Source organism: Xanthobacter variabilis (assembly GCF_043831965.2).
GTDB lineage: Bacteria > Pseudomonadota > Alphaproteobacteria > Rhizobiales > Xanthobacteraceae > Xanthobacter.
The window spans coordinates 887,647-904,628 of record NZ_CM195533.1 but is presented as its reverse complement, the minus strand read 5'-3'; the positions used below and the strand labels follow the sequence as shown (position 1 = coordinate 904,628).

Annotated in this window: 11 protein-coding genes; 3 read left to right on the top strand and 8 right to left on the bottom strand. The window is 66.2% G+C overall.

Translation table 11 applies throughout. The features are described from left to right. Window positions 1–2: 2 nt before the first annotated feature. Entirely contained in the window at window positions 3–635 is a 633-nt protein-coding gene (gene fixJ, locus V5F26_RS03930; RefSeq protein WP_394058391.1) for a response regulator FixJ, read from the bottom strand. Further along, a complete protein-coding gene (locus V5F26_RS03925; RefSeq protein ID WP_234052854.1) occupies window positions 628–2,145 on the bottom strand; it encodes a PAS domain-containing sensor histidine kinase in 1,518 nt (505 codons plus the stop codon). The genes fixJ and V5F26_RS03925 overlap by 8 nt, the downstream gene beginning before the upstream one ends. A gap of 250 nt (window positions 2,146–2,395) precedes the next feature. On the opposite strand from V5F26_RS03925, the gene V5F26_RS03920 reads away from it, so the two are divergent. Further along, on the top strand, window positions 2,396–3,094 hold the full coding sequence (locus V5F26_RS03920) for a helix-turn-helix domain-containing protein (protein ID WP_394947868.1): 699 nt from the start codon (window positions 2,396–2,398) through the stop codon (window positions 3,092–3,094). 170 nt (window positions 3,095–3,264) lie between these two features. Here V5F26_RS03920 and hemN read toward each other — a convergent pair whose 3' ends face one another. The 6 genes from hemN to V5F26_RS03890 all read right to left on the bottom strand — a co-directional run bounded on the left by hemN (window position 3,265) and on the right by V5F26_RS03890 (window position 12,949). Beyond that, window positions 3,265–4,653 carry an oxygen-independent coproporphyrinogen III oxidase gene (gene hemN, locus V5F26_RS03915; RefSeq protein ID WP_394058394.1) on the bottom strand — a complete coding sequence of 463 codons (1,389 nt, stop codon included), beginning with the start codon at window positions 4,651–4,653 and terminating at the stop codon, window positions 3,265–3,267. A gap of 260 nt (window positions 4,654–4,913) precedes the next feature. Beyond that, window positions 4,914–8,255: a bacteriophage N4 adsorption protein A gene (locus V5F26_RS03910; protein ID WP_394947869.1), complete on the bottom strand. Its 3,342-nt coding sequence runs from the start codon at window positions 8,253–8,255 to the stop codon at window positions 4,914–4,916. Between the two features lie 533 nt (window positions 8,256–8,788). Further along, window positions 8,789–9,802, bottom strand: a complete 1,014-nt coding sequence (locus tag V5F26_RS03905) for an alginate O-acetyltransferase AlgX-related protein (protein ID WP_394947870.1) — start codon at window positions 9,800–9,802, stop codon at window positions 8,789–8,791. Further along, entirely contained in the window at window positions 9,799–10,875 is a 1,077-nt protein-coding gene (locus tag V5F26_RS03900; RefSeq protein ID WP_394058397.1) for an alginate O-acetyltransferase AlgX-related protein, read from the bottom strand. Before V5F26_RS03900 ends, V5F26_RS03905 begins: the two co-directional genes overlap by 4 nt. A 15-nt stretch (window positions 10,876–10,890) precedes the next feature. After that, window positions 10,891–12,276 carry an MBOAT family O-acyltransferase gene (locus V5F26_RS03895; protein ID WP_394058398.1) on the bottom strand — a complete coding sequence of 462 codons (1,386 nt, stop codon included), beginning with the start codon at window positions 12,274–12,276 and terminating at the stop codon, window positions 10,891–10,893. Between the two features lie 7 nt (window positions 12,277–12,283). Then, the gene (locus V5F26_RS03890; protein WP_394058400.1) at window positions 12,284–12,949 is read right to left on the bottom strand and encodes a hypothetical protein; all 666 of its coding nucleotides are present in this window, start codon (window positions 12,947–12,949) and stop codon (window positions 12,284–12,286) included. 942 nt (window positions 12,950–13,891) lie between these two features. Between V5F26_RS03890 and V5F26_RS03885 the strand changes: the two genes are divergently transcribed. Both V5F26_RS03885 and V5F26_RS03880 read left to right on the top strand, forming a co-directional pair. After that, window positions 13,892–15,319 carry a mannose-1-phosphate guanylyltransferase/mannose-6-phosphate isomerase gene (locus V5F26_RS03885; RefSeq protein WP_394947871.1) on the top strand — a complete coding sequence of 476 codons (1,428 nt, stop codon included), beginning with the start codon at window positions 13,892–13,894 and terminating at the stop codon, window positions 15,317–15,319. 190 nt (window positions 15,320–15,509) lie between these two features. Continuing rightward, entirely contained in the window at window positions 15,510–16,898 is a 1,389-nt protein-coding gene (locus V5F26_RS03880; RefSeq protein WP_394947872.1) for a glycosyltransferase family 2 protein, read from the top strand. Window positions 16,899–16,982: the final 84 nt, after the last annotated feature.

Genomic DNA, 16,982 nt, shown 5'->3' with positions numbered 1-16,982 from the left:
CTTTACGCCGCGTTCGGGGTGATACCGGCGAGGAGCGCCATGCGCACCAGCTCTGAAAGGCTCTGGGCCTTCATCTTGGTCATGACATTGGCGCGGTAGACCTCGACCGTGCGGGGGCTGATGCCGAGGTCATAGGCGATCATCTTGTTGGCCTGGCCGGCCACCAGGCATTCCAGCACCTGCCGCTCGCGCTGGGAGAGGGCGGCGATGCGCTCGCCCACCTCTTCGCGCATGGCGTCGTGCTGGTGCGCCTTGCGCATCCGCGCGAGGGCCGCCTTCACGGTGTCGAGGATGGCGACGTCGTCGAACGGCTTTTCCAGGAAGTCGGCGGCGCCGAGCTTCATGGCCTCCACCGCCAGCGGCACGTCGCCATGCCCGGTCACCACGATCACCGGCACGCTCGAGCCCTTCTCCTTCAGGTGCTGGAGCAGCTCGATTCCGGTCATGTCCGGCATGCGCACATCGGTGATGATGCAGGACGCGCTGGGGTCGGAGGTCGGCAGGCCGGCTTCCACGAAGGCGCGCGCGGAGGGGTGCTCATGCACCTCGTGGCCGGCGGTGGCGAGCAGGAAGGCCAGCGACTCGCGTACGGCCTCGTCGTCGTCGATGACGTGGATCACGGCGCTCTCAGACATCGGCGGGCGCCTCGTCGCTGACGGCCCGCAGGGTGAAACGGAAGATGGAGCCTCCTTGCGGATTGGGCTCCGCCCAGATGCGCCCGCCATGGGCTTCGATGATGGTGCGCGAGATGGACAGGCCCACCCCCATGCCGTGCCGCTTGGTGGTGATGAAGGGCGTGAACAGCTGGTGGCTGACCTCTGGAGAGATGCCCGAGCCCGTGTCTATGACGCTCACCATCACCATGTCGTCCTCCACCGGCTCGGACTGCACGAGAAGCTGCCGCCGGGGTCCGTCCATCATTGCTTCGAGGGCGTTGCGCATCAAGTTCAGAAGCACCTGCTGAACCTGCACCTTGTCCGCCAGCACCACGTCGCATTTGGGATCATAGTGGAAGCGGACCTGGATCCCATGCTCCTTGGCCCCCACCAAAGCGAGGGCGCTGGCCTCCTCCACCATCTTGGAGAGGCTTTCCAGCCGCCGCTCGCTCTCCCCGCGGGAGACGAAATCGCGCAGGCGGCGGATGATCTGGCCGGCGCGCAGGGCTTGTTCGCCCGCCTTCTCCAGCGCCCCCTGGAGCATCTCGATGCGCACCGCGCCGCCGTCCAGCAGCCGCCGCGAGCCCTTGATGTAATTGGCGATGGCGGAGAGCGGCTGGTTCAGCTCGTGGGCCAGGGTGGAGGCCATCTCACCCATGGCCGTGAGGCGGGAGATGTGCACCAGCTCGGCCTGCAGCTCCTGCAGGCGGGCCTCGGTCTGCTGCCGCTCGGTCAGGTCGCGGATGAAGCCGGTGAAGAAGCGCCGGGAGGCCGAGCGCATCTCGCCGACCGACAGTTCCATGGGAAAGGTGGTGCCGTCCTTGCGCTCGCCCACCACCACGCGGCCGATACCGATGACCCGCTGTTCGCCGGTATTCAGATAGCGGGAAATATAGCCGTCATGTCCCTCCCGATGGGGCGAGGGCATGAGAATGGAGACGTTCTGGCCCACGGCCTCTTCCGCGCTGTAGCCGAACAGGCGTTCGGCGGCGGCGGAGAAGGACTGCATGACGCCGTGCTCGTCGATCACCACCATGGCGTCGGGCACGGTGCTGAGGATGGAGGACAGGTGAGCTTCGCGCGCCACCAGGTCGCGATTGCGGGCAGCGGCGTCGAGACGGGTGCGGCGCAGGCGCTCGCCGATCACCGCGATGCCGCCGCCGGCCACGGGCAGCAGCAGGGCGGCGGTGATGTCCACCGGGCCGAGCGCGGGCTGCAGCAGTGCCAGAGCGAGCCCCCCGCCCAGTGTGCCCGCCAGCGCGGCCAGCGCGGCCGCAAGGCCGAAGCTGCCCACCGCCACCGGGGCGAGCAGCAGCACGAGCGGCCCCGCGCCCTGAAACGGCGGGACCTGAAGCAGGGTGCACAGGCCGAGCGCGCCCGCCGCGGCGCCCGCGCCCCGCGCCAGGTCCAGCAGGAGGCTCTGTGAAAGGCCGTGCGACAAGCCCGGTGCAGGCGCCGTTTCGGGGGCCGCCGTATTTCCCTCCGTCAAGTCCCTGACCTCATCCCTGTGCGTTCCGAGGCGCGGCGGGGAACGTGTTCACCGCCACGCTTCGGCCGGCGTTCCGCGCGGCGGCCGGTGGTCGAGCCGCCGCACACGCGCGGCACGCGTCCATACCTTGTTACGCAATGGATGCGCCTCCGTAAACCTACCTAAGGAACACGACTTAAGTGTTCAGTCCGAATTTCACGCAAGGCGGCATGGCGGTATCGCTGATAGGGATTTCAGGAGGGTTTTTCCGATGCCGAGCCCCGCTGCCGCAATGACTCAGACGGCCTACGTCCCGTCGCTGCCGTCTGTCCAGTGGAGCGAGGAGCCGAGCCCGCGCAGCCCGCGCGAACTGCTCGCTAGTCTCGGAGTCGTGACCTCCTTCGACCGCAATTGCGAAATCTTTGCCGAGGACGCCGCGGCCGACCACATCTTCGTGGTGCTCTCGGGCACCGTGCGGATCTGCAAGCTCCTGGGCGACGGCCGCCGCCAGATCGAAACCTTCTGCCTCGCCGGCGACGTGTTCGGCTGGGAGACGGCGGCCCGGCATCGCTTCTCCGCGGAGGCGGTGAGTGAGTGCAAGGTGGTGCGGGTGAAGCGCTCCATCCTGTTCGCCCGTGCCAGCGACGATTCCGACCTCGCCCATGCCCTTTGGGCGCTGACCGCCGCCGAGCTCACGCGGGCGCAGAACCACCTCCTGGTGCTGGGTCGCAAGACCGCGCAGGAGCGTGTGGCCACCTTCCTGCTCGACATGGCGCAGCGCTCCGCCACCGGCGGCACGGAAGTGACCCTGCCCATGTCCCGCCAGGACATTGCCGATTATCTCGGCCTGACCATCGAGACCGTTTCGCGCACCCTGACGCATCTTGAGGAGACTGCGGCCATCGCCCTGCCGTCCTCGCGCCGGGTGCTCCTGAAGGACAGCAGCGCGCTGCGCGGCCTCAACGCCTGACGGCTGGGGCTTCGCGGGTAGACGCGGCGCGTGAGCGGAAGAGTTCCCGTTCCGCGAAGAGGTTTCAAGACGGCCATCATTCGGGCCTGGCGCATTTCACCAACGGGGGGCGCCCCGATGTGCGGCGGAGGCGCAATCGACCGCCGCACTTTTCCTCGGCACGTCCTGCGTTACACCGCAGCGGCGTGCCTTTTCTTTTCCGGCTCCTGGGCCCGGGCGGCGCGAAGGCGGGGGTCGAACTCCGCGCACACCACGCGGGTGAAGGCCCGCGCGGCCTCAGGCACTTCCACGACACGGCCGTGGCGCACCGCCAGGCCGTCCGCGATCAGCGGCTCGAGCCGTTCCAGCTCCGCATCGAACAGGGCGCCATCGAAGCCATGGGTGATGGCGAGGGCGTCGAGGTCCACCTTCAGGTCGCACATCAGCCGCTCGATGACGGCGCGGCGCAGCCGGTCTTCCTCATTGAGGGCGATGCCCCGGGCGATGGGTAGCCCGCCCTCCTCCATGGCCTTGTGCCATTGTGCGGTGGAAGACACGTTCTGCACATAGCCCTGCGGCAGCGCGCCGATGGAGGAGGCGCCGAAGCCCAGCAGCACCGGTGCGTCGTCGGTGGTGTAGCCCTGGAAATTGCGCTTCAGGGTGCCGGCCTCGGCACGCTGGGCCATGGGGTCGCTGGCGCGGGCGAAATGGTCCAGCCCCACGGCCCGATAGCCGTGCGCGGTGAGAACCTGCGACACCAGCTCCGCCTGGGCCAGGCGCTCGTCGGCGCCCGGCAGGTCTGCCTCGGGAATGAGGGTCTGGTGCTTCTTCATCCATGGCACATGGGCGTAGCCGAAGACGGCGATGCGGTCCGGATCGAGGCCGAGCGCCTGTTCCACCGTCTGCCGCACCGATGCGGCGGTCTGGTGCGGCAAGCCGTACATGAGGTCGAGATTGATGGCGGTGATGCCGGCCGCCCGCAGCGCATCGGCCACCGCCTTGGTGTCGGCATAGGACTGGCGCCGGCCGATGGCGTCCTGGACCTTCTCCTCGAAGTCCTGCACGCCGAGGCTGGCGCGGTTGAAGCCCTCGCGGGCCAGCACCGCTACCTTGTCCGCATCCATGGTGCGCGGGTCGATCTCGATGGCGATCTCCGCATCGGGCGCGAAGTCGAAGGCGCGGCGCAGCGCGCCCATCACGCGGGCGAAGTCCGCATCGGCCAGCATGGTCGGGGTGCCGCCGCCGAAATGCAGGTGCTTCAGCCGGAGCGGGCCGGGCAGGTGCGCGCGCACCCGCGCAATCTCTTCCTCCAGCCGCTCCGCATAGGCGCTGACGGGCTTGGCATTGTGCACCACCGCCGTCTGGCAGCCGCAATAGAGGCACAGCTCGGCGCAGAACGGCACATGCACATAGACCGAAACCTCACCGCCCGCGGGAATGGCGGAGAGCCATCGGGCATAGGTCTCGCCCGTCACGGCAGGCGTGAAGTGGGGTGCGGTGGGGTAGGAGGTGTAGCGCGGCACGGGGCGCCCGTAGCGCGCGAGCAGGGTGGAAGCATCAAGGGGGGCAGGGGCGGTCATCACATCGTCTCGGGGCTGACGAAATTATCTTAGCCCATCCATGTGCCCCCTGCGGGCGAATTCGCCTTGACCTGCCGCAAGAATTCGCCGCAAGAGCGCGCCTCTTGGGCCCCCCTTGGCCCGCTCGCCGGTGCTGGAATGCCGCGAGGGAGCTGTGGCGCCTGCTTCGCCGTGCGGTCAACGCGTGGGCGAAATGCAAACGGGGACCCGCCAGGGCCCCCGTCTCGTGCCGGTTATTCCAGCCCGCCGCCAGAGCCTTCCTAATAGGAGAGGAAGGCGCCGGCGAAGATGCCCTCGGCGCGATCGTCGCCGGCGAGCTTGAAGCGGTACTGGGCCATGAGGTCCAGATACGAGTGGGGCGCCTGATATTCGTCCTCGTTGAACCAGTAGCGCAGCGTGGCGCCAGGGCCGACACCGAGGGCGAATGGCGTCTCGTAGCCATTGTCATAGGCGCCGCCGAGAGCGACGAACGGCCAGAACACCAGGTGGTCGCTGATGGGGTCCAGCCGGAAGGCATGGCCGTAGCGCAGCTCGAAGCTCGCCACCGTTTCCGGCAGCATGGTGTAGTAGTTGTAGTCGGCATAGATCTGCCAGGCGCGCCAGTTGGGCTCGTCCACGCGCAGGTCGGTGCCCTCGCCCCTGGAATAGGCGGCGCGCAGCAGCACATCCTCCCGCGAGGTGCCGCCGGTGGGGAAGAGGTAGGACGCCTCCAGCACCAGGTTCTCGGTCTTGAACGGCTTCCAGCGGGCGCCCACGCTGCCCTGGAAGGTGTTGAAGCCGGTGGCGCCGCCATTCTCATCATAGAGCGTGGTGAAGCCGCGCACGAACAGCTCGAAGGTGGAGCCGTCGCGATAGCCGATGCCCGGCGGACGCCAGTAGAGCTCTCCGCCGGCGCTGAGGGTGTGATAGGCGCCATTGGTCGGCGGCGCGTAATAGGAGCCCGGGGCCACGCCCACCGCGCCATAGCTGATGGAGGCGTAGGCGCCCCAGGTGCGGCTCAGCTCCGCCACTTCGCGCCGCAGGCCGAAGACATATTGCGGATCAAGCGGCAAATCACCCTTGCGGTTCTCGTCGATGGCCCGCTTGAAATAGTCCACGGCGGTGGCGTTGTTGTAGGTGCGCCGGGCATTGTAGGCGGCATTGATGAGGTTGGTGCCGCGCAGCTGCCACTTGTCGTTGGCCTGCTGGAAGAGCTGGAAGGCCAGATCGTCCTCGCCCGCCTGGCTCGCCAGCACCGCGAGGTCGACGGTGCGCATGTTGCGCAGGTCGCCGCGCTCATAGGCGGCGACGAACAGCGCGCGCGCCTCGTCCTTCCGGTTGAGCTGCACCAGCAGGTTGACGCGGGCGGTGAGCATGGCGTTGCGCTGCTCGCGGCTCCGGGCGAGGCGCGATGCCGTCTCGAACGCGGCAAGCGCCTGCTCCTTCTCGCCGAGCGCGAGATAGGTGTAGCCCAGGCGGGTCTGCACGTCATAGCTCTGCTCGTTCGCCATGGGCTGGAGAATGGAGAGGGCCAGTTCCGGGTCCTTGACCTGAAGGGCGGCATCCACCAGCGAGAAGCGCACCATGCGGGCCTGGGCGGCCGGCAGGCGGCCGGAGGCCAGCGCCGCGCGGAAGTCGCGGATGGCGGCGCCATATTGGTGGGCCTGCATGCGCAGATTGCCGCGCTGCACCAGCAAGGTGGCGTCACGCGGGCTCGCCGCCAGCAATTGGTCGAGAATCCGCTCGGCCTCCGCATAGCGGCCGGAGGCCATCAGCGCGTTCATCAGCAGCATGCGATAGTTGCTGTTGCCGGGCTCTGCGTCGATCGCCTTGCGGATCTCGCGGATGGCGGTCGCATAATCGCGCCGGCCGAAGGCGGTGTAGGCCGCGCTGGCGGCGGCATAGCCGGGGCTGGCCGGGTTCAGGCCCGCGCCTCCCGGTCCCCCCGGAGCGCCGAAGAAGACCGAGCAGATGACGCCATATTTGGTGGGCTGGCAGAACACCGTGGGCGACACCAGCGCCGGGCGCTTCATATTGGGCGTCTTCACCAGGGCTTCCGCCGTGCGGCGATAGGCGGTGACGTCCTTGTTCTTGGAATCGTCCAGCGATTGCAGGATCTTCAGCGCCTCCTCGCCCTGTCCGGCGGCGAGCGCGGCATTGGCGGCGATGAGGCGGTAATTCACCTCCTCCACGTCGGTGAGGATGTTGGAGGCGAGCACCTTTTCGAACTCCGCCACCGCTTCGTCGCGCCGGCCGAGCTTGTCCAGCAGCCAGGCGTCCAGCACGCGTGGCAGCGGGTCGTTCTCGTCTTCCTTGACCGCGGCGGCGGCCTCGTTCTGGGCGTCCTGCATCTGGCCGGAGGCCATCAGGGCATTGATGAGGATGAGGCGGAACGGCATGACGCTGGGCGCGCGCTCCACCGCCTTGCGGGCGAGGGCGGCGGCGTTCTTGGGCCGTCCGGCGGTGAGTTCCTTGATGGCCTGGGCCGCGTCCGGCTCGGCGATGCGCTTGTCGGTCACGGCGCGCAGGGCCTGGAGCGAGGGATCGTCGCCCGCTTTGGCCACCGCGTCGTTGATGGCGGCTTCCAGCTCCTTCAGCTTGCCGGCACGCTCGAGGGTGTCGATCAGCAGGCGGTGCCAGGCGCCGTTGTTCGGATTGAACTGCAGCGCCTCGCGGATGCGCTTTTCCGCCGTGGCGTCATCGCCCTTGCGATAGGCCTCGAACGCATCCTGGGCGGCATAGAAGCCGGGGGTGTCGGTGACGCCGCTGCCGGGCGGGGCGTCGGCGGGCACCAGGGAGCAGGACGGCCCATAAGGGGTGTCCACGCACTTCTGGAACGGCACCGGAAGGCTCTGGTTCGCCTTCTCGGGCATGATGCGGGGATTCTTCTGCACCGCCCGCGCCACCGAGAGGCGAGCCAGCACCGCGCTGTTGCCGCTATTGGCCAGCGGCTCCAGGATCTTCATGGCGCGGTCCACGTGGCCGACGGACAGGGCGGCGTCCGCCGCCACCAGGCGCGCGTCGCGCTCGGTGTCGCCGGACAGCACCTCATCCTTCAGCGCCTCGTCGAAGTCGCGCTCGCCGTCCGCCACCTGGCCGAGGCGCACGCGCAGGAAGCCGCGCAGGCTGCGCGGCAGGAACGAGCGCGGGTCCACCTCCACGGCGTCGCTGGCGGCCCGCTCCGCCGCCTCGTAATTCTTCTGCGCGATCAAAGCGTAGACCAGAAGCATGCGGTAGCTGAGGTCGTCAGGAACCAGCATGATGGCCTTGCGCGCCTCGTCGGCGGCCTTGGCCGGGTCGTTCGCCTCCAGCGCCTTGTTGGCGGCAAGGGAGGGGGCCTGGGCGAGCATCTTGCTCTGCGCCTTCAGGCGGGCGCGGATCGACTGGTCGTCAACACCCGCCGCGACGGCCTCGTTGCCCGCCGCCACCGATTCGGCAAGCTTGCCCTCCCCATCGAGGGAATCCATCAGCAGCAGCCACATCGCCGCCGAATCCGGCCGCAGCCGCAGCACCTCGCGGGCGAGATAGGCCGAACGGGCGAAATTCTTCTGCTGGAAGGCCTGGTAGGCCTGATTCGCCGTGTTCCACGCCGCACCGGTGAGGGAGGGGGGAACCGGCTGCATGCTGCTCGCCGGCGCTGCCGCCGCTGGCGGCGGGCTTGGCAGGCTTGGCGCCGCCGTGGCCGGCGCCGGTGTGGGAGCGGCTGGCGCCGGTGCGCCGAGCACCGGCTGCCCACTGGGCTGCGCGCCCGCATATCCCGCCGTGCCCAGGGTGACGACGCTGACCGAAGCGGCCAGCATCAAGCCCAAGGCAAGGCGCCTCGGGAGCCGCGGGCTCTCCCAATGGAGCGCGGGCGGAAGGGCAGGGGGGAGGGAGATAGCGGTCGTCATGACGCTACCATCGCCGAGATTACTTAAACAGCAGTTAACCTTAACAAGTATTCGAATGTTAATCTAAAGTAAAAAGCCAATTGCGATCTTTACCCGTCATTAAGGCGGCGGCCAGCGCACCCGCCGGGGGCAAATCCCGCAGCGCCTTCAAAAACAAGATGTTACGCGTCAGCGCAGCAAAAAGGGGAGGTCGGTGGACCTCCCCTCGAACGCGGCGGCACCCGGGCGGGGCCGCAAGGTTAAGAAAAAGTTTCCGGCCGGCGGCTCTATTTCGCCACGGCGGCCTGCATCCGGTCGCGGAACTGCTGCGAGGTCATGATGGAGGAGGCATCCCACTGGTCGGTGGCCTCGGGCGAGGAGTGGAAGGGCCCCTCGTTGAACTGCCACACCACCACCTGCGGCGGATTGCGCGCGAAGTCGGGGGCGCTCGCGAACTGCAGGAAGGTCACCCAGGGGCCGACATTGCCGGGGTTCCAGGTCAGCGCCACCGGCCGGTCGAGAGCGCTTGAAAGCTTCTGCGGGAAGCCGAGATAGGGTTGAACGAAGCTGTTGCCCACCACATGCACCGGCGCGCTGGCCGTATCCACCAGGCCGCCCTTCGCCTCGGGCTGGACGCGCACTGTGTAGAGGTCGGGCCCCACCTGCTTCTGCTGGTCGGGGGTGAGGAAGCGTTCGGCCAGGTCGCCCATATGGCGCTGGGTGACCCAGGAACCGAGCTTGTCGCCGCTGCCGGCGGCTCCTGCCAGCTTGACGCCGCTGGCCTTGATGGCCTGCGCGACAGCATCGGCGGCCGCTTCCGCGGACCATGCGCTCCAGTGATAGTCGGCCCGATAGAAGATGACCTGTTTGCCGGTCTGTGCCGACTTCAGCGCCGGGCGCAGGTCCACGGTGTCGAGCCCGGCTTTCTTCAGCTCAGCCAGGATATAATCGTATTGGCCGGCCACCTCTGCGGAAATACGCGTGCCGTTGGGCAGCTTGTCCGTGTAGAAGCTGGCCTTCAGCGGCACCACGATGGGCATCAGCTTGATATTTTTGGCCGCAAGGGCGGTCTGGGTGTCCTTCAGCAGGCCGATCGTGCGGGCGATGCCGGCCTTGTCGAGCACGGTGAGGCTTTCCCAGCCCGGGAACAGCCAGCCACCCTGGCCCTGGATGACGCCGCTCTGCGCCGCGGCGGGGAGCGTGGCAGCGGCAAGGCCCGCGGTGGCGAGGCTGACCGCCAGCGCGGCGCCGCGCAGCAGCTTCAAGGCGGTGCCCAGAGGTCGCGGGAAGGATTGCGTCATCTGTCGTCTCCCAGAAAGTTGCGTTCCGCCGGGGTCAGGGGCTGGGTCAGCACCCGCATGGGAAATTCCCAAACCACCAGCCGGGTCTGGTCCAGAAGGGCGGGCTCTTTGGTGAGGATGTCGAGCAGGGGCCCGGCGAAGCCGCCCCCGTCCTGGCTTTTCTGCGCCACCTCGCGGTCCAGCGCGTCCTGAAGATAGTCGAGAAAGCCCGAATTGCGGGAATAGGAGGAGCCCGCCAGCAGCACGGTGGGGGCGGGCACGTCATCGAGCAGGCCGCCGGAGCGGGTAAATTCGGTCGTCACCTCCGGTTGGCGGTCCGGCTGCGGGCCCGACCAGGGCCAGGAGCGGGCGAGGCCGGCCAGGCGCATCAGGTCGCCGATGCGATCCTTCGGCTCGCCCACCACCACGCGCGCCGGCAGATCGCCGGGGCCAAGGCGGGCCACGATGTGCCGCGCCACACGGTGGGCGGCGAAGGCGGCGCCATCGTCGTTCCAGTGGGTGTCCGTGCGCAGGAAGGCGCCGGAGGGCCAGTCGGCGGCGATATCCACCTGATCGAGACCCAGGCCGGTGCTTCTTTGCCGCCACGCGTCTGCGCGCGCGCGGGCCTGGTCGGACACGGGCAGGCCGCACAGGGTGGAGCGGGAAAGGTCCGCCTTGTCGGGCACCGGCAGCACCACCAGCGCCACCCCCTTCGCCTCAACGGCGGCTTTGATCTTGGCGGCGAGCCGCAGCCGGTCCGCCAGGTGGGCCTCGCCGCTGCGGGTCTCCACCAGCTCCTCGGCGAGGAACAGCCAGCCGGGGCAGCCGGCCCGCACCTGCGGCCCCGCGTCCCCCAGCATGCGATAGGACAGGCCGGAGACCACATCCTCCAGCCCCGGCATGGTCGGCAGGGCGCTCACCACCGTCTTGTCGATGGCGGCGGTGAGGGAGCCGTTCAGCACCGCGGTGACGCTCGCCTGTTCGGCAATGCGCCCGCCGGCGGGGCCGGCCATGTGGACCACGACGAAGCCGAGCCCGACGAGCATCAGGCCCAGGAAGGCGAGGGTGGCGAGGATGCGGGCAAGCCCTGTCATGGTGGCGCTCCTGCCTCAGAACTGGAAGTAGAGGAAGGGCACCACGGTACGCCCTTGCAGCACCAGCAGCGCGAACAGGAACAGGGGCAGCGCGGCCCAGGCGCGCAAGGCGTGGCCCGGCTCGGGCGCGGCGGGATCGATGCGCAGCACCTTCGGCAGATAGACGAAGCCGATGCCCACCACGAGGGCGAGAATCTCCACCGGCCGCACCGCCGCGCCCATGGCGGGCGACAGGGTGAGGCCGTTCGCGCCCACAAGGCCCGAGAAAATGGTGGCGGCCTCCCCCCAGTTCTGCGCGCGGAACAGGGCCCAGCCCACCATCACGAACAACAGGGTCAGCCCATGGCCGAGCAGCGGGCCGAGGGCGGGCAGGGAACGATGGGTCCACACCCGCCCGGCCATCAGGCCGAACCCGTGCCACAGGCCCCAGGCGAGGAAGGTCCAGCTCGCCCCATGCCACAGGCCGCCAAGACCCATGGTGATGACGAGGTTGGCGGAGGTGCGGGCGGTGGAGCCGCGATTTCCGCCAAGGGGAATATACAGATAGTCGCGCAGCCAGCTGGACAGGGAGATGTGCCAGCGCCGCCAGAACTCGGACAAGGACGTGGACAGATAGGGATTGTCGAAGTTCTCCGGAAACTTCAGCCCCACCATCAGGCCGAGGCCGATGGCCATGGCGCTGTAGCCGCAGAAATCGAAATAAAGCTGAAGGGTATAGCCCGTCACGGCCAGCGCCACGTCCGCCGTGGTAGGGTGGGCGAGCGCGTAGCCGGCATCCACCAGGGGCGCCAGCGTGTCGGCGATCAGCACCTTCTGCGCGAAGCCGAGCATGAAGCGCTCGACGCCGAACATGAATTCCTCGCGCTGGAACGTGCGCGCCTTCAGCCGCTCGGCCACCCATTTGTAGCGCACCACCGGGCCGGCCACGAGGTGGCCGAACATGGACTGGTAGGTGGCATAGTTCACGAACGAGGGTTCGGCCGGCACCGTCGTGCGGTAGACGTCCATGGAATAGGAGATGGCGCCGAACACGAAGAAGCTGAGGCCGATGGGCAGCAGCACATCCTCCCAGCCCCAGACCGAGGCGGTGACGGCCTGCCCCGTGGCCACCAGCATGTTGGCGTATTTGAACCAGAGCAGGGACGCCAGCGGCCAGGCAATGCCCACCAGTAAAGCGTTCCGCCGCGCGGGCCCGGTGGCGCGGGCGATCCATAGCCCCGTCGCCCACGACCAGATGGCGATGGACACGATGAGGGGCAGGAAATCCGCCCGCCACCAGGCATAGAACAGCCACGAGAAGGCCAGGATGGCGAGATTGCGCGCCGCCCCGGGGGTCAGCCCGTAGACGATGAGGAAGACCGGAAGGAACAGGAAGAGGAAGCTGTCGGAAGCAAAGACCATGGCGCGGTCAGTTCGGTCCGCGATAGGGTTCGGTTTCGTCGCGCTGGCCCGCCAGCACCACGCCGGAAGGGCCGGGCACGAGGAACAGGCTGAAATGGTCGCCCGCCTTCAGGGGCGGCAGCTTCAGGCTCTCGGTCTTCATCTCGCCGCAGCGGCCGGCCAGGGTCGCCTCGATGGGGTTGATGGCGCGCTGGCGGGTCTCGTTGGTGGCCACGCCCTCGAACACGGCTGGGCCATCCACCACGGCGACCGCCCCGGCGCAGCCCGGCACCAGATTGTAGAAGCGCAACTGCGCCTTCAGGTCGTTGCGCCCCTCGACGGAATCGGGAATGAGCACGGCATTGCCGCCGGCCCCGATGATCACCGTGGAAAAGGCGTCGGCCGGCGGTGTCACCGCGCCCTTCACCGGCTTGCCGGAGAGGGTCAGGTTGAGCGGCGTGCCGCCTTTCACGATGCGATAGATGGTGGCCGGCTCACCCTGGGCGGCGGCGATGCCTGAGCCGGCGTCAAAGCCGATGAGGGCTCCGGAGCGCGAAAGGTCCACCACGCGCACATAGGCGGAGCCGGCCGGGGGCTTCGGCGCATAAAGCCGCGTGAGCTCCTGCGCGTGGGCGCCAGTGGCCACCGTTGCGACGGCAGCGAGGATTGCGGCGAAGGGACCTGATCTCCACATGGCGTGACCTGCAAGGATAGCCGATGGACGGAAACGGAATGAACCATGACTGTTAGGGGCGTCGCACGGCCAAGGCAACCACGCGCATCAGCTTGGAACCCTGGTTATGGTTACGGCTCGTGGCGGCAAATTGCCAGTTGCCCCAGCGCACAATGTAGATGGTATGACCATAGGTCGCTAGCCGTCGTCAGTGCTCTTTTCGGGATCTGCGCCCCGTGAACAAGACGGCGGCCGCCTTTCGCCTGGCCGGCGCCGATGCTGCCTTGATGGCAGGGCGCGCGGGCCGCGTCGACCTATCGCACTGCCGTCTGAATCAAGGCTCATTGGGTGATTGGGTTGTGTGGCGGGACGTTATCAACTCCCTTCCGGTGCGTTGGGCGTGAGTAATATTAAGCTGCTTTTTGACCAGGCATTGTGGAGTTCGGGACCCTCTTCAGTGGTGCGCGCGGTAGGCGATGCAATGGCCGGCACCTGGTGGCGAGGCCGTGGAATTACCTGTTCCCTCAGGATCATATCCGTGCTTCCGGGCGCCGATTGTCCCTGTTCGTTGGATTTCTATCGTCGTCTCGACAAATTTGAGGCCGGCCCGACACCGCTCGAGGGCAGGGGCTGGACAGCGGTCACCGGTGGTCCCTCTCCGGTGCGCTTCCCCCGTCCGGGCTGCTGCGCGACCCTGAGCGCTGAACTTGTGAGCCTCATCATGCCCTCGGTCGCCGGATTGCCGGCGGGACGTGGCGCCCGGCTGTCAGTGCCGCGGGGAATTTTCCGGGCGCCGACGCGGCCATCAGCCTCTTGTCATGTCAGGCTTGGGCCCATGGAGGCGGTTGACGTTCCGGTCGATTGGACGGAAATAGGCGCAACGGGGGCTGCCGTTCAGCGGTGCACATTCCGGGGCGGCGATGCCTGCGCAGGGGAGGGATGGCGCCCCGTTGGGAGACCTTGATGACGGGCACACCCATCGTGCCGATCGTGATGGCGGGCGGAGCCGGGACGCGCCTTTGGCCGCTCTCTCGCGAAACGATGCCGAAACAGTTCATTCCGTTGCTCAGTGGCGGGCTCTCGACATTTCAGGCCACGCTGCTGCGTGTGCGTGATCCGCGCTTCAGCTCGCCGATCGTCATTACCAACCATGAATTTCGTTTCGTGGTGGCGGAGCAGATGCAGATGCTCCAGATCGAAGGTGACGTCGTCCTGGAGCCGGAGCGGCGAGACAGTGCCCCCGCCGTAGCCGTAGGGGCCCTGCTGGCGCAGGCGCGCGACCCGCATGCCGTGGGCCTCGCCCTGGCGGCCGATCACGTGGTGCAGGATGCTGAGCGGTTCCGCGAGGACTGCGTGGCGGCGAGCGCCATGGCCGCCGAAGGGTTCATCATGACCCTGGGCATCGTGCCGACCTCTCCGTCCACCGCCTATGGCTATATCGAGGTCGGCGAGGTTCTTGAGCTTGACGGTGTGGCAACCCGCAGCCACCGGCTGGCGCGCTTCGTCGAAAAGCCGGACCGCGCGACCGCACAGCGTTATTGCGCCGAGGGGCTGCTCTGGAACAGCGGCAATTTCGTCTTCTCCCTGGACACGATGCTTTCCGAGCTCGATGCGCTGGCACCTGAAGTGCTGGCGGGCGCCAGTGCCGCGGTTGTCGGGGCGAAGAGAGATCTCGACTTCTTGCGGCTCGACGCTGCCGGTTTCGAGCTGGCCCCGCGAATCTCCATCGACTACGCGGTGATGGAGAAAACCCGCCATGCGGGGGTCTTGGCCGCCCACTTCGACTGGTCGGACGTGGGAGCGTGGGACGCCATTTACGACTTGAAGGCCAAGGACGAGAACGACAACGTGCTCGAGGGCAATGTCCTAATGCTCGACAGCCGCGGTTCTCTGGTGCGGTCCGAGGAGATCCTGACCACGGTGATCGGCCTCAATGAGGTGGTCGTCGTCTCCACCCGTGACGCGGTTCTGGTGGCCAGCAAGTCTGAGGTGGCCAAGGTCAAGGACCTGGTGCAAGTGCTGAAGCGGTCCGAGCGGCGGGAGGCCGACCACCACCTGCGGATCCACAGGCCGTGGGGCTGGTATCAGAGGATCGACATCGGAACGCGTTTTCAAGTCAAGCGTCTCAGCGTGAAACCCGGTCGCAAGCTTAGCCTGCAAAAGCATTTCCATCGCGCGGAACACTGGGTGGTGGTCTCCGGGACGGCAGAGGTCACGCGAGATGGCGTTGTGTCCTATCTCCATGAAAATGAATCGGCGTATCTGCCAATCGGATGCATTCATCGTTTGCACAACCCTGGAAAAATCGACCTTGAGCTGATCGAGGTCCAGGTGGGCAGCTATACCGGCGAAGACGACATCGTGCGGCTGGAGGACGTCTACGCGCGTTGACCCGAGCCCCTGCAAGAGCGTCGGATTTTGTCAGCGACCACCTGGGGAAGGCGGATGATGCAGGCCTCACGGTGCGCCGCGGAAGTGTGGAGAAGCTTCATGACATGCGTTCAGGTCGTATGATGAAACCGCGCATCAGGTCAGGGAGCAGCATGTCTCATTGTCCCGGAATTCATAAAGAAGACAATTGATGCTAAATCTCATCTCCTCATTTCGCATTCGCCGGTTGCTGCGGACGAAACGCTTTGCGAATGCATTGGCGTATTGCAGAACAAATAATAATCATATCTCAAATGATGAGATGTGGACGCTATATAAAACAGGCTGCTATCAGTGGGCTGCCAATTCCAATTGCAGGCCAACGACGCCTGAAGCAGTGTTGGCGTTTGGCGTGTCACTGATAACGTGTGGCAGAACCGACGAGGGCGCATCGGTTCTGCGCAACGGGCTGAAAATGCTGGAAGCGAAGCCGAAGCTGCTGTCGGAAGCTGCGCGGCTTGTTGCTCAGTATAGTCCCGAGTTGTCGGCCGAGCTCCTCTCCAGTCATCAATTTCTCAATCCGGGGCTTATGATCGCGCTGCAGGTCGAACTTGGAAATGTTGCCGCCGCGCGAGAGCTTTGTGATGCGTATTTTCAGACAAATGACAAAAGGAAAGATAACGATATTTTCCTGATTATGGCAAATCTAGAGGCGGGAATACCAGAAAAACTGAGCTATATCAACACGTGCCTGGACGCACATAAGCTGACGCGCGTGGAGGCGCGTGCTGGAGCTGTGTCATTGTCGGCCAATACGATCACCGCGTCACGGCGTAACGCAGAAACGGATGGGCCGCTGGTTAGCATTGTGGTGCCGGCGTATAATACCGCCGATCGTATCGCGGCCTCAGTTGAATCGCTCTGCGGCCAAACCTATGAGAATCTCGAAATAGTTGTAGTCGACGATTGCAGCACTGACGATACGCTCTCAGTCGTGGAGTCTCTTGCACAGCGCGATCGCCGGATCCGCGTGTTCAAAACAGGCTCCAACTCCGGTCCGTATGTTGCAAGAAATATCGGGCTTGAAAATGCCCGGGGGGAATTCGTCACCTGCCATGATTCCGACGATTGGGCACATCCGGATAAGATACATCTGCAATTAAAGCCGATGCTTTCAGATAATTCTCTAAAATTTACGACGTCAAAATGGGTCCGGATAACGGACGATGGAAATTTTTATGTGCGCCAATTTTATCCAATAACAAGGCTCAACCCGGCATCACCCATGTTCCGTCGGCAGGAAACCCTCGATCGGGTCGGGTTTTACGAAAATGCTCGCACGGGAGCGGACAGTGAATATATCGCGAGACTAAAGCTGGTATACGGGCCTGGCAGTTGGAAGGGCATCCACAAGCCGCTGGTATTTGGCGCCTATCGGGCGGGCTCTCTGACGACAGATCTGACGACTGGCGGTGGTCGCGGCGTGGCAATGAACGCGGAGCGCCTGACCTATTGGGAGCAATGGCGCAAGCGGCATGCCGAGGCATTGCGTAACGGCAAGACGCTTTACCTTGGCAAGGATCAGGCTTCCGATTCCTAGCCAACGACATTTCGTCCCTTTGGACTGGCTCTCGCCGGGATAGCGCACTGGCTGAACAGCGGTGGTGGAATAGAACCTTGTATC

Bases quoted from the DNA above. Each gene is read 5' to 3' on its own strand.
- V5F26_RS03910 (WP_394947869.1), bottom strand. From the start codon at position 8,255: ATGCAGCCGGTTCCCCCCTCCCTCACCGGTGCGGCGTGGAACACGGCG.
- fixJ (WP_394058391.1), bottom strand. From the start codon at position 635: ATGTCTGAGAGCGCCGTGATCCACGTCATCGACGACGACGAGGCCGTA.
- V5F26_RS03890 (WP_394058400.1), bottom strand. From the start codon at position 12,949: ATGTGGAGATCAGGTCCCTTCGCCGCAATCCTCGCTGCCGTCGCAACG.
- hemN (WP_394058394.1), bottom strand. From the start codon at position 4,653: ATGACCGCCCCTGCCCCCCTTGATGCTTCCACCCTGCTCGCGCGCTAC.
- V5F26_RS03880 (WP_394947872.1), top strand. From the start codon at position 15,510: ATGCTAAATCTCATCTCCTCATTTCGCATTCGCCGGTTGCTGCGGACG.
- V5F26_RS03905 (WP_394947870.1), bottom strand. From the start codon at position 9,802: ATGACGCAATCCTTCCCGCGACCTCTGGGCACCGCCTTGAAGCTGCTG.
- V5F26_RS03885 (WP_394947871.1), top strand. From the start codon at position 13,892: ATGACGGGCACACCCATCGTGCCGATCGTGATGGCGGGCGGAGCCGGG.
- V5F26_RS03900 (WP_394058397.1), bottom strand. From the start codon at position 10,875: ATGACAGGGCTTGCCCGCATCCTCGCCACCCTCGCCTTCCTGGGCCTG.
- V5F26_RS03920 (WP_394947868.1), top strand. From the start codon at position 2,396: ATGCCGAGCCCCGCTGCCGCAATGACTCAGACGGCCTACGTCCCGTCG.
- V5F26_RS03895 (WP_394058398.1), bottom strand. From the start codon at position 12,276: ATGGTCTTTGCTTCCGACAGCTTCCTCTTCCTGTTCCTTCCGGTCTTC.